Origin of the sequence: Cryocola sp. 340MFSha3.1 (genome assembly GCF_000383315.1) — a bacterium.
Classification (GTDB): Bacteria; Actinomycetota; Actinomycetes; order Actinomycetales; family Microbacteriaceae; genus Leifsonia.
In genome coordinates this window covers 1-12,273 of record NZ_KB911087.1, presented here as the reverse complement: position 1 = coordinate 12,273, position 12,273 = coordinate 1, and the positions used below count along the sequence as shown (strand labels likewise).

Sequence of the window (12,273 nt, the reverse complement as noted above, 5' to 3'; positions counted from 1 at the left end):
GACCGGACGCCGGGAAGGGACGAGGGACAGCTTCGTGACAGACGGACAGAACATCCTCGGCGGGCGCATCCTCGTGGTGGCCTTCGAGGGATGGAACGACGCGGGCGAGGCGGCCAGCGGCGCGGTCAAGACGCTCAAGGAGCAGCTCGACGTGGTTCCCATCGCCGAGGTCGACCCCGAGCTCTATTTCGACTTCCAGTTCAACCGGCCGGTGGTGACGGACGATGACGGCCGCAGGCGGCTGATCTGGCCATCCGCGGTCATGTACGGCCCGTCGCTTCCCGGGCGCGTCGGGGAGGATCTGGCCGGCGACGCCGAGCTCACGGTCACCGGCGACAACGCCGGCAACATCTTCCTGCTGCTCGGCACCGAGCCGTCGCGCAGCTGGCGCAGCTTCACGGCCGAGATCATGGATGTGGCGCTCGCCGCCGACATCGGAGCCGTCGTCTTTCTCGGCGCGATGCTCGCAGACGTTCCGCACACGCGGCCGATCTCGGTGTTCGCCTCCAGTGACAACGCGGCCGTCCGGGCCGAGCTCGGCCTCGAGCGCTCCACGTACGAGGGGCCGGTCGGCATCCTCAGCGCGCTCGCCGAAGGCGCAGAGGATGTCGGCATCCCGACCCTCATGATCTGGGCGTCGGTGCCGCACTACGTGCACAACGCGCCCAGCCCGAAGGCCGTTCTCGCGCTCATCGACAAGCTCGAAGAGCTCGTCGACGTGACGATCCCCCGCGGCACCCTCGTCGACGAGGCGGCGGCCTGGGAGTCCGGGATCGACGCTCTCGCGGCCGACGACGAGGAGATGGCCTCCTACATCCAGCAGCTCGAGCAGGCGCGCGACACGGTCGACTCGCCCGAGGCGAGCGGCGAGGCGATCGCGCAGGAGTTCGAGCGCTACCTGCGCCGCCGCGGTGACGGCCGCGACGGCGGAACCGCCGGGCGCGCGCCGGACGACCCGCGCCGCGGCTGACCGCGGCTCACTCCGGGGCGGTCGCGAGCGGGATGCCGAGCAGCGCGTCGATCGCGCGCGGCACCAGGTCGGTGGTCACGGCGGGGCGGGTGGCCGCCCACTGGTCGACGGCTCGCAGGGCAGACGGCGTGTCGAGGTCGTTCCGCAATGCCGCCCGGATGCGGGCGACGAGGGCCGCCTCCTTGAGCGCTGCCTCGGCATCCACCTCGTCTGCGCGCCGGCTGATCGCCGACTGCCAGGCCGTCAGCCGGAGTCGGGCCTCTTCGAGCGCGGAGTCGAACCACTCCCAGTCGCTGCGGTAATGGTGCGCAAGGAGCGCCAGGCGGATCGTGCGCGGGTCCGCGCCCTGCTCGCGGAGGCCGGACACGAGCACCAGGTTGCCCAGGGACTTGCTCATCTTCTCGCCGTCGTAGGCCACCATCCCCGTATGGCTGTACACCCGGGCCAGCGGATGGCCGCTCAGCGCCGCTGCGTGGCCCGCGCTCAGCTCGTGGTGCGGGAAGACGAGATCGGAGCCGCCGCCCTGTACAGTGAAGTCGCGGCCGAGGTGCATGAGCGCGATGACCGAGCACTCGATGTGCCAGCCGGGTCGGCCCTCCCCCGCCTCCGACGACCAGCTCGGCACCCCCGGTCGCGGACCGCGCCAGAGCAGCGGGTCGAGGGGGTCGCGTTTCCCGGCGCGGTCGGGGTCACCGCCGCGCTCGGCGGAGAGGGCGAGCATGGTGGCGCGGTCGAGCCCGCTCTCCTCGCCGAGCACCCACGGCGCCGCGTCCTGGGCGGCCTGGATGTCGAAGTAGACGTCATCGTCGAGCCGATACGCCGTCCCGCGGTCGAGCAGGATGCTCGTTGCCCGTCCGATCTGCTCGATCACCTCGGTGACAGCGACGTAGTCGTCCGGCGGAAGGATGCGGAGTGCCTCCATGTCGCGGCGGAACAGGTCGATCTGCTCATCCGCCAGCGCGCGCCAGTCGACGCCCGTCTGGGCGGCGCGCTCCAGCAACGGATCGTCGACGTCGGTGATGTTCTGCGCGTAGTGCACGCGGTAGCCGGCGTCGCGCCACACCCGCTGCAGCGTGTCGAACGCCAGGTAGGTGGCTGCGTGGCCGAGGTGGGTGGCGTCGTAGGGCGTGATGCCGCAGACGTACAGGCGGGCGACGTCATCGGGACGGGCCTCCACGAGCTGACCGGAGGCGGTGTCGTACAGCAACGGGACGTCGACGAAGGCGCCGTCCGGCCGCGGCACGGCCGGGACCTCGGGGGCGTTCCAGGCGCGCACGGTCAGCGGTTCGTCGTCGCGGGCATGCGGGTCACGCCTGGAGGACGCCGGTGGCGAGCAGGATCATCAGCAGCACGCCCAGAGCGATCCGGTAGATCACGAACGGCAGGAAGCTGCGGCGCGAGATGTAGCCCATGAAGAACGCGATCACCAGCAGGCCGACGACGAACGCGACGACGGTCGCAGCCGCCGTCTCCACCGGTCCGAACACCTCGGGCGTGCACGTTCCTGCCTTCGCGAGCGCCTCGGTGCACGGCTCCTTGACCGCTTTGTACAGCTGGTAGAAACCGCTGCCGAAGACAGCGGGCAGCGCGAGGAGGAACGAGTAGCGGGCGGCCGCGCGGCGCTGGTACCCCATGAACAGCCCGGCGGTGATCGTGCCGCCGGAGCGGGAGACGCCGGGGATGAGCGCGAGCGCCTGCGCGAGCCCGAAGATGATGCCGTCGCCCCAGGTCAGCTCCCGCAGCCGCTTGCGCTTCGACCCCACCCAGTCGGCGATGCCCAGCAGGATGCCGAACACGATGAGCGTTGTCGCGACGATCCACAGCGAGCGGAACGTCGTCTCGATCTGGTCCTGGAAGAACAGCCCGAGGACCACGATCGGGATGCTGCCCAGGATGACGAGCCACCCCATCCGTGCGTCGGGGTCGTTGCGCGGGATGCGCCCGAACAGCGATCGGAACCACTGCGCGATGATCCGTGTGATGTCGCGCCAGAAGTAGAGCAGCACCGCTGCTTCGGTGCCCAGCTGGATGATCGCGGTGAAGCGCGCCCCCGGGTCGGCACCGGTGCCCAGCAGTTCGCCGACGATGCGGATGTGCGCAGACGACGAGATGGGGAGGAACTCGGTGAGCCCCTGGACGAGGCCGAGGATCAGGGCGTTGATGAAGTCCATACGAAGCGTCGAATCCCGGGGTCAGTAGGCGCGGAGGAGGTCGCGGAGCACGGTCCTACCGAACACTAGCGCGTCGAGCGGGACCCGCTCGTCCACCCCGTGGAACATGCCGGGGAAGTCGAGATCGGCGGGCAGCCGGAGCGGCGCGAAGCCGTATCCCGTGATGCCGAGCCTGCTCAGCGCCTTGTTGTCGGTGCCACCCGAGAGCAGGTACGGCAGGACGGGCGCGCCCGGGTCGTGCTGCTGCAGCGTGCCGGTGATCGCCTCCACCAGGCCGCCGCCGAACTCGGCTTCGAGGCCGATGTCGCGGTGCATGACCTGGATCTCGACGTCGTCGCCGATCAGCTCGCGGACGCGCGCGAGCACGGCGTCCTCCTCGCCCGGCAGCGTGCGGATGTCGATCAGAGCCTCCGCGGTGTCCGGGATGACGTTGTGCTTGTAGCCGGCCTCGAGCAGCGTCGGGTTCGTCGTCGTCCGCAGGGTCGCCAGGATGAAGCCGGCGGCCGTGCCGGTGCGGATCACCACCTCGTCGGGTCCGATCCGCTGCGGGTCGACGTCGAGCAGCCGGCCGAGCTCGCCGATCAGCCGGGTCGTCGTGGCGGTCAGCTGGATCGGCCAGTCCTCCCGACCCAGGGCGACGACGGCCTCCGCCAGCCGCGTGATCGCGTTCTCGCGGATGAGCCGCGAACCGTGCGCGGCCCGGCCACGTGCGATGAGCTTGATCCAAACAAGAGACTTCTCCCCCGTCTGCAGCAGGTACGCACGGCGGCCCGCGAGGTCGATCGAGTAGCCGCCGACCTCGCTGATCGCCTCCGTTGCGCCCGCGAACAGCTCCGGATGCGTGTCGACCAGGTGGTGGGATCCGCGACGGCCGCCGTCCTCCTCGTCGGCGAAGAACGCCACGACGAGGTCGCGTGCCGGACGCTCCCCCGCGCGCAGGATGTCGCCGACCGCGGTCAGGATCATCGCACCCATATTCTTCATGTCGACGGCGCCGCGGCCCCAGAGCAGGCCGTCCTTGATCTCGCCGCCGAACGGGTCGACGGACCAGTTGCGCGGGTCGGCCGGAACGACATCGAGGTGACCGTGGACGACGAGGGCCGGCTTGCCCGGGTCGGCGCCCTCGACACGGGCCACTACGCTCGCGCGGCCCGGATCGGACTCGAACACCTGCGGCCGGAGGCCCAGCTCGGACAGCTTCGCCTCGACATAGGCGGCGGCCTCCGCCTCGCCGTTCGAGCGGCCCTCGCCGTAGTTCGTCGTGTCGAACCGGATGAGGTCCCGGGCGATGATCGCGGTCTCGTCGAGGTCGGGCTCGGTCGCGCGGAGTTCGTCGGTCATCCCTCCACGCTACCTGCCGCATCCGACGACCGCCCCGCCACGCCCGAGGTGTGTGGACGAGTGATCCTCCGTGGAGAATCCGTGCTATCGTCTTTCTTCGGCAGCCGGAGCAGTTCGGCGGCCATCTCACCTCGTCCGGGTGGCGGAAATGGCAGACGCGCTAGCTTGAGGTGCTAGTGCCCGTATAGGGCGTGGGGGTTCAAGTCCCCCCTCGGACACAGAACCGCGAAAGCGGGCGGAAGGCCCCGGTCACAACGACCGGGGCCCTCTGCATTCCCGCTCTGCCGCAGGACTATGGTGTCGCCATGCCTCGCAGCAAACGATCCTCGAGTCTGTTCACCGTGATGCTCGCCTTCGCAGCGAACATCCTCGTGGCGATCGCCAAGACCTTCGCCGCCATCCTCACCGGATCCGCCTCCCTGGTCGCCGAGGCCGCGCACTCGTGGGCCGACGCCGGCAACGAGGTCTTCCTCATCCAGGCCGAGCGTTCCGCCGTACGGCCGCGCGACGCGTCGCATCCCGGCGGCTACGGGCGCGACGCCTACGTCTGGAGCCTCTTCGCGGCCGTCGGGCTCTTCACCGCTGGGGCGGTGGTGTCGATCATGCACGGCGTCCAGGCGCTCGGCTCGGAAGAGGCGGACTCGGACTACCTCGTCGGCTACCTCGTCCTGGCGGCGGCCTTCGTCTTCGAGGGCATCTCGTTCATCCAGTCGTACCGGCAGGCGCACGCGAAGGCCGAGTCCTCGGGCACCGGAACGTTCGAGCACGTGTTCAGCACCTCGAATCCGACGCTGCGGGCCGTGTTCGCCGAGGACTCCGCGGCCCTCGTCGGCCTGGTGATCGCCTTCCTCGGCCTGCTGCTGCACGAACTCACCGGCAACCCGTTCTGGGATGCGCTCGGCTCCATCCTGGTCGGTGTGCTCCTGGCGATCGTCGCGGTCGTGCTCATCGAGCGCAACCGGCGGTTCCTGGTCGGACAGCCCGGCTCGGACCGCGCCTCGGAGGCCGCCCTCGGCGCACTGCTCGCGCATCCCGAAGTCGAGACGGTCACCTATCTGCACCTCGAGTACGTCGGCCCCGAGCGGTTCTACCTGGTGGCGGCGGTCGACCTCGTCGGCAACGACCGGGAGTCGGACGTCGCCGCTGACCTGCAGGCGGTCGAGGCCTCGCTCGAGGAGTCGGAGTGGATCACGGAGGCCGTGATCACGCTCTCGCGGCCCGGCGCCGCGCCCCTGCGTCCCGCCGCGAGCGGCTCGGGTCCGGAGGCTGCCGTACGCAGCTAGCGGTCAGTTTCCGACCGCAAGGATGTGCACAATGGATGCATGGCAAGTACCGGCTCCCGCTCGCTCCAGCTCCTCTCCCTCCTCCAGACGCACCGCTACTGGCCAGGACAGGAACTCGCCGACCGCCTCGGAGTCTCGCCGCGCACCCTCCGCCGTGACGTCGAACGACTGCGCGACCTCGGGTACCCGGTCGACGCCACCCGCGGGGTCTCGGGCGGCTACCAGCTGGCTGCCGGCGCCTCCCTCCCTCCCCTGGTCGTCGACGACGACGAGGCCGTCGCGCTCGCCGTCGGCCTCCGGACCGCGGCGCAGAGCGGCATCGCGGGCGTCGACGAGGCGTCCGTTCGGGCGCTCGCCAAGGTCGTCCAGGTGATGCCGCCCCGGCTCCGGCGCCGGGTCGACGCACTGCGGATGACGACGCTGTCCACCACGCTCGGGCCGACCCCGATGACCGATCCCGGCATCCTCACCGCCTTCGCCCAGGCGTGCCGCGACGAGGAGCGGATCGAATTCGCCTACGTGGCCCGCGACGGCCAGGCTTCCAACCGGACGGTCGAGCCGCACCGGCTGGTCTCCATCGAGCGCCGCTGGTACCTCGTCGCCTACGACCTCACCCGGTTCGACTGGCGCAGCTTCCGCCTCGACCGCATCGCCGACCCGCACCCCACTGGCGTGCGGTTCCGGCCGCGTGCGCTGCCCGCGGAGGACGCGGCGGAGTACGTGCGCGCGTCGCTGCACAGCGCGGTCGAGCCGATGGTCGTCGAGGCCGTCATCGAGGCGCCCAACGACCGGGTCGTCGAGGTGCTCGGACGCTGGGCGACCGTCGACGACCGCGGCGACGGCACGTGCGCCGTCCGGATCACGGCCGACAGCGCCGAGTGGGCGCTGTTCGGGCTCGCCGCTGTCGACGCGCCCTTCCGCATCCTCGGTCCGGAAGAGGCCATCGTCGCCGCCACCGAGTGGGGCGAGCGGTTCACCCGCTCGACGCTGGCGCTCAGCCTTGAGGCCACCGCCCCGAGAGAGCCGGCGGCGACCTCGTAGACTTGAGGGGATGACGACAACAGCCCGAACCCCGAGCCCCGCCGACATCAGGCGGTGGCGTCGCTACCTCGCCGACGAACGCGCGGAAGCCTCCGTGTACCGCGACCTCGCCGGCCGGCGTGAGGGCGAGGAACGCGAGATCCTGCTCGCACTGGCCGAAGCCGAACGACGCCACGAACAGCACTGGGTCGACCTGCTCGGCGACCAGGCGGGCCGCCCGCTGAAGGGCGACGTCCGTACGCGCTTGCTCGGCTGGCTCGCACGGCGGTTCGGCTCGGTGTTCGTGCTCGCTCTCGCACAGCGGGCCGAGGCCCGGTCCCCGTACGCGTCCGACTCCGACGCGACGCCGCAGATGGCGGCGGACGAACAGGTGCACGAAGAGGTCGTCCGAGCCCTTGCGGCCCGCGGGAGGCAGCGGCTCTCCGGCACCTTCCGCGCAGCGGTCTTCGGGGCGAACGACGGCCTCGTCAGCAACCTGGCGCTCGTCCTCGGCGTCAGCGCCAGCGGCGTCCCGACCCACGTGGTGCTGCTCACCGGCATCTCCGGACTCCTCGCCGGAGCGCTGAGCATGGGCGCGGGAGAGTACGTGTCGGTGCGGTCGCAGCGCGAACTGCTGGAGGCATCCACCCCCAACCCGGCCACCGGATCGGCGTTGCCGCACCTCGACGTCGACGCGAACGAGCTCACCCTGGTCTACCGCGCACGCGGAATGACGGCGGAGGAGGCGGCCGAGCACGCACGCGAGGTGCTTTCCGGCCTGCAGGCGGTGACCTCGCCCATCCCGATCACTCCCGCGGTCGCGGAGGACGAGCACGAGGCGATCGGGACCGGATGGAACGCCGCGATCTCCAGCTTCTGCTTCTTCGCCTCCGGTGCGCTCATCCCGATCCTGCCCTTCCTTTTCGGGCTGACCGGGACGGCCGCGATCATCGTCTCCGCCCTGCTGGTCGGGATCGTCCTGCTCGGCACGGGAGCCGTCGTCGGGCTGCTGTCCGGTGCGTCACCGCTGAAGCGCGCCATCCGTCAGCTGCTCATCGGATACGGAGCGGCGGCCGCCACGTACCTCCTCGGCCTGCTGTTCGGCGCCACCGTCGGCTGAGGCTCGGTTCCGCGGCTCCGCGGCTAGCGCCGGCGGCCGCCCTCGGTGCCGTATGCGATCGCGCCGACCAGCGGGATCAGCAGGAACCACAGCCACGAATACTGGTATCCCCACGCCATCCCGGTCAGGAAGAACAGGATGACCGAGACGAACGGGATGATCGAGACCGCCAGGAGGCCCCAACGGGACGACGGCTCGCGACCTGTCGCGCCCGCGCCGGCGGGAACGGAGGGCGCCGCCTGGGGATGACCCGCGAGCTGCAGTCCGCCGGGAAGGTCCGTGAAGAGCGGTGCGAGATCTCCGCGTGTCACGGCGGATCGGGCCGCAGCCGACCGCGTCTGCAGCTCGACGTCGGTGAGCCGCCCCTCTGCGGCGTGCGACTGCAGAGCCGCGACCGCGCGTTCGCGCTCGTCATTGCTGAGGCGCAGTGAGGCGCCGGAAGGGTCTGTGATGTCCGACATAGACGCCAGTATGGCAGCGGCCCGCGCGGGATCGCACTGGTTCGGATGCGCCTGGAGCGCACGCCTCGCATGGAAAGACCACCTTGCTTGCATTGGATCGCGCATCCCGTAACGAACGTCACCTCACCGTGTCCTCATAAATGAGGGCAACCGTGCTCTCGACCACGTGACCGGGGCTGACTCCTCCCGGCATGTCCTGAGAGGAAGTGCTGCACATGGCGCGTCGTTCCGGATTCGCTGCTCGCCGAGCCCGCCGCTGGCGAGTCGCGCTGTCATTCGGGGCGTGCGTGACCGTCGGCGCGCTCGTCGGCGTGCTCCTGCTGCCGCAGCACTACTCGGACGCCGCGACGACCGCCGTGTCGACGGTGTTCACCACCGGGAAGAACGCGGCCAACGGGTCCACTGCGGCCTCGGACGATGCTCCGGGCGGCCCCTCCACCGGCACTGCCCGACCGGGCGACGTGATCGACTGGGTCGTCGAGTCGCAGAACAACACCAGCGCCAACGCGGTCGTGGATCTCAAAGACGACATCAGCACGGCGGGCACCTACGTCCCCGGCTCGCTCCGGTTGCCCCCGAACCAGAACCCGGCCGGCTCGGTGACTCCCCAGTACCGCGCGGGCGGACCGGGCTGGGTCACCGGCACGCCCCCCGCCGACGCCACGGGAATCGGGTTCGTGGCGACACCCGTCCCGCAGGGCACACAGCAGCTCTCGCCGCCGTTCGTCGTGCCTCCGTCGAAGGTCATCGCCATGGGAGGCGGAGACGCGTACAACGTGGTCGCGCGGAAAGACCTCCTCTACGCGATCTACCACCACGCCAAGGGGGCGGTCGTCTTCTGCGCACAGCACGACGGGACGACCTGCCCGGGCTGGCCGACCGGCAGCAACGTCCAGACGTGGTCGTCGGTACCGGGCACACCGATCGGAACGGGCACGTCCTTCGCGGGGATCACCCCGCAGCAGGGCGGCACGTGGCTCGCGGGCGACAAGCTGTACTGGTACGCCGGACTCACCGACGGCAGCAGCAACGGCATCGCGTGCCTCGACCTGTCGACCAAGACGCCGAGCAGCTGCGGCTACACTGCCCGATCGGGAGCGGCCGTCAGCAACACCGCGTTCGCCGCCCAGATGAACGGGACCGGGCTCCCGGCCGACGACGGCAACACCTACAGCGTCGTCGTAAGCCGCAATCAGGCCGCCCTCGTCTGCACGACGCCCGACATGGGCTCGTGCCCGGGCGTCACCCTGATCGCGAGCGGCGTCACGACCACGTCGATCTACACCTCGTCCAGTTACGGCCCCTACGTCTTCGCGAGCATCCAGCAGACGTCGACCAGCGCATGGAAGAACTACTGCTACAACACCAACACCAAGGCGCTCTGCACCGGCAGCTGGCCCGTGAACGGATCGGCGGCGAACACCAAGGCCGGATCGCCGATGGCGCCCATCCTGTCCCGCACGGGCGCGGTCTCCGGTGTCTGCACCATCACGAACGGCCCCGGAACAGCCTCCAACTGCGTCACCGTCGCGGGCGCCGCTGCCGCCAACCCCTACGCAGGAACTGGCGCGAACTACGCCGCCGGCGGCAACGGCGCTGGCGAGGCCTACGTCATCGGCACCCGCGTGTACCTGTCGAACGGCAACCAGGTGATGTGTCGCGACTTCGGACAGTGGTCCGGAACCGGCACGGTCCCGCCGTGCGCCGGGTTCAGCAACGTCAACAACGGCCTCAACTACACCATCCGGCCCGCGACGGATGTCGCGACGAACTGCCTGGTGGCCACGGGAGACGCCGCCCAGTTCGTGCTCTTCGACGCGACGACGGGCAAGGAATGCGCCGGTCCGACGGAGCCGCGAGAGGTCACCGTCACGCCGAGCGGGTACTACTGCGGCACGGGAGCGACGTCCTTCCGCGGCTGGCGTGCGCTGACGCTTCCAGGGCTCACGGACGGCTCGTACGCCAACGCGACGGTGTCGCTGCGCGACCAGAACGACGCGGTCATCTCCGGGTTCGAAGCGGTCACGGTCAATCCCGGGGCGTCCGTCGACCTGTCGGGGATCCCGACGACGGTGACCTCCATCACCGCGACCGTCACGGTCAACGCCGTCACCGACCCCGCCGGTGTCGAAAGCGCGCAGGTGGGCATCACCTGGTCCGGCGACGCCCCCCAACTCTGCTTCCAGACCACGGCTCCCCCGGTGTCCTGCGACGCTCCGACGCCCCTGATCCTGACCAACACGGCGAACGCCGTCACGACCTCCCCCGGCGGGACCGACGCACCGAACGGCAACACGTCCGGCGGGGCGCGCTTCACCGTGGAGGCGGATCCCGCATCCTGTTCCCTCGCGATCACCAAGGACTCGTCGGTGCAATCGGCCCGACCTGGAGACACGGTGACCTACACGGTCGCCGTCAAGAACACAGGCACGCAGGCGTACGACACCGCCTCGTTCACGGATGACCTGACCGACGTCCTCAAGGACGCCACCTACAACGGCGACGTGACCGCGTCGAAGGGTGCCGTCGCCTACACGGCCCCCACCCTGGCGTGGTCCGGTCCTCTCGGGCCCGGTGACACAGCGACGATCACCTACTCGGTGACGGTGAAGAATCCGACTCCCGGGGACCACTCCCTCCGCAACACCGTCGTGTCTCCCACCGTCGGGAGCAACTGTGCAGCCGGTTCGGCCGACGCGAAGTGCACGTCGATGGTGCCGGTATCCGATCTGACGGTCACTAAGGTGGCGGACGACTCAGCCGTGATGACGCCGGCGAAGGTCGGCGACACGATCACGTACCGCTTCTCGGCGAAGAACACCGGCCAGACCACGTTGACGGGCGTCACCATCAGCGACCCCCATGTCGGACTGTCCCCGTTGACATACAGCTGGCCAGGTACCGCTGGAACTCTGCAGGTGGATGAGACGGTCACCGCGACAGCCACCTACAAGCTGACGCAGGCCGACATCGACAACGGGCTCGTGCCGAACACCGCGACCGCATCCGGCAACCCGCCCACAGGCCCGTCGGTGAGCACTCCTCCGGCCGCTGCCGATGTCCCATTGACGCAGGGTCCGGATCTGACGTTCACGAAGGATGCGGTGAGTTCGGGGGTGTCCTCGCCGGCGAAGGTGGGTGATGTGATCACCTACGTGCTGAAGGCGAAGAACACCGGGAACACGACGTTGACCGGGGTGACGATCACGGATCCGAAGCCGGGTCTGTCGAACCTGGTGTACACCTGGCCGGGCGTGGCGGGGGTGTTGCAGCCGTCGCAGGAGGTGATCGCGCAGGCGCAGTATGTGCTCACGCAGGCGGACCTGAATGTGGGCATGGTGTCCAACACGGCCACCAGTTCCGGGAACCCGCCGACCGGTCCTCCGGTGACGCCGCCGCCGGCGACCACGGACACCCCGTTGACTCAGGGTCCGGGACTGTCGCTGACCAAGGGCGTCAACAACTCCCAGGTGAAGATCCCGGCCGCGGTCGGCGATGTGATCACCTACACGTTCGTCACCGAGAACACCGGCAATGTCACGATGACCGGGGTCACCATCACCGACCCCAAGCCGGGCCTGTCCGCCCTGACCTACACCTGGCCGGGCACCCCGGGCACCCTGCAGCCGAAGGAGAAGGTCACCGCGACCGCGACCTACCGGCTCACCCAGGCCGACCTGGACGCCGGTGAGGTGAACAACCAGGCCACCACCTCCGGGAAGACCCCGGACGGGACCACGGTCACCCCGCCCCCGGCCGCGACCGACACCCCGCTGGTGGCGAACCCCACCCTGAACCTGATCAAGACCGCGAACGCGTCCGCGGTGAAGAACCCGGCGACGGTCGGGGACACGATCACCTACACCTTCACCTCCACCAACACCGGCAACGTCACCCTCACCGGGGT

General features: G+C 70.0%; 9 protein-coding genes and 1 tRNA gene. 6 read left to right on the top strand and 4 right to left on the bottom strand.

Annotated elements, in window-relative coordinates; genetic code table 11:
* Positions 1-34 precede the first annotated feature (34 nt).
* A complete protein-coding gene (locus H284_RS0100050; protein WP_018191085.1) occupies positions 35-970 on the top strand; it encodes a proteasome assembly chaperone family protein in 936 nt (311 codons plus the stop codon).
* 7 nt (positions 971-977) lie between these two features.
* On the opposite strand, the gene mshC is transcribed toward H284_RS0100050, so the two are convergent.
* From mshC to H284_RS0100035, 3 genes are read right to left on the bottom strand one after another with little or no spacing between them, the layout of a single operon-like run.
* Positions 978-2,246, bottom strand: coding sequence for a cysteine--1-D-myo-inosityl 2-amino-2-deoxy-alpha-D-glucopyranoside ligase (gene mshC / locus H284_RS0100045; protein WP_020074694.1), 1,269 nt, complete (start codon positions 2,244-2,246; stop codon positions 978-980).
* Between the two features lie 31 nt (positions 2,247-2,277).
* Positions 2,278-3,141 (bottom strand): undecaprenyl-diphosphate phosphatase, encoded by an 864-nt coding sequence (locus H284_RS0100040; protein ID WP_020074693.1) that lies wholly within the window; start codon positions 3,139-3,141, stop codon positions 2,278-2,280.
* A 21-nt stretch (positions 3,142-3,162) separates the two neighbouring features.
* Positions 3,163-4,482: a M20/M25/M40 family metallo-hydrolase gene (locus H284_RS0100035; protein ID WP_020074692.1), complete on the bottom strand. Its 1,320-nt coding sequence runs from the start codon at positions 4,480-4,482 to the stop codon at positions 3,163-3,165.
* A gap of 133 nt (positions 4,483-4,615) precedes the next feature.
* On the opposite strand from H284_RS0100035, the gene H284_RS0100030 reads away from it, so the two are divergent.
* The 4 genes from H284_RS0100030 (at position 4,616) to H284_RS0100015 (ending at position 7,905) form a co-directional block, all read left to right on the top strand.
* A tRNA-Leu gene (locus tag H284_RS0100030) sits at positions 4,616-4,700 on the top strand.
* Positions 4,701-4,787: 87 nt separating this feature from the next.
* Positions 4,788-5,765 (top strand): cation diffusion facilitator family transporter, encoded by a 978-nt coding sequence (locus H284_RS19805; RefSeq protein WP_051092439.1) that lies wholly within the window; start codon positions 4,788-4,790, stop codon positions 5,763-5,765.
* A 39-nt stretch (positions 5,766-5,804) separates the two neighbouring features.
* Entirely contained in the window at positions 5,805-6,806 is a 1,002-nt protein-coding gene (locus tag H284_RS0100020; RefSeq protein ID WP_020074691.1) for a helix-turn-helix transcriptional regulator, read from the top strand.
* A gap of 10 nt (positions 6,807-6,816) precedes the next feature.
* On the top strand, positions 6,817-7,905 hold the full coding sequence (locus H284_RS0100015) for a VIT1/CCC1 transporter family protein (protein WP_026307177.1): 1,089 nt from the start codon (positions 6,817-6,819) through the stop codon (positions 7,903-7,905).
* A 23-nt stretch (positions 7,906-7,928) separates the two neighbouring features.
* Here H284_RS0100015 and H284_RS0100010 read toward each other — a convergent pair whose 3' ends face one another.
* Positions 7,929-8,366: a DUF1707 SHOCT-like domain-containing protein gene (locus tag H284_RS0100010; protein ID WP_018191091.1), complete on the bottom strand. Its 438-nt coding sequence runs from the start codon at positions 8,364-8,366 to the stop codon at positions 7,929-7,931.
* A 287-nt stretch (positions 8,367-8,653) separates the two neighbouring features.
* On the opposite strand from H284_RS0100010, the gene H284_RS20455 reads away from it, so the two are divergent.
* Positions 8,654-12,273, top strand: a 3,620-nt coding sequence (locus tag H284_RS20455; RefSeq protein WP_020074690.1) for a CLIPPER-2 domain-containing protein, incomplete at its 3' end; no start/stop codon positions are given.

Bases quoted from the DNA above. Each gene is read 5' to 3' on its own strand.
- H284_RS0100040 (WP_020074693.1), bottom strand. From the start codon at position 3,141: ATGGACTTCATCAACGCCCTGATCCTCGGCCTCGTCCAGGGGCTCACC.
- H284_RS0100035 (WP_020074692.1), bottom strand. From the start codon at position 4,482: ATGACCGACGAACTCCGCGCGACCGAGCCCGACCTCGACGAGACCGCG.
- H284_RS19805 (WP_051092439.1), top strand. From the start codon at position 4,788: ATGCCTCGCAGCAAACGATCCTCGAGTCTGTTCACCGTGATGCTCGCC.
- H284_RS0100020 (WP_020074691.1), top strand. From the start codon at position 5,805: ATGGCAAGTACCGGCTCCCGCTCGCTCCAGCTCCTCTCCCTCCTCCAG.
- H284_RS0100015 (WP_026307177.1), top strand. From the start codon at position 6,817: ATGACGACAACAGCCCGAACCCCGAGCCCCGCCGACATCAGGCGGTGG.
- H284_RS0100010 (WP_018191091.1), bottom strand. From the start codon at position 8,366: ATGTCGGACATCACAGACCCTTCCGGCGCCTCACTGCGCCTCAGCAAT.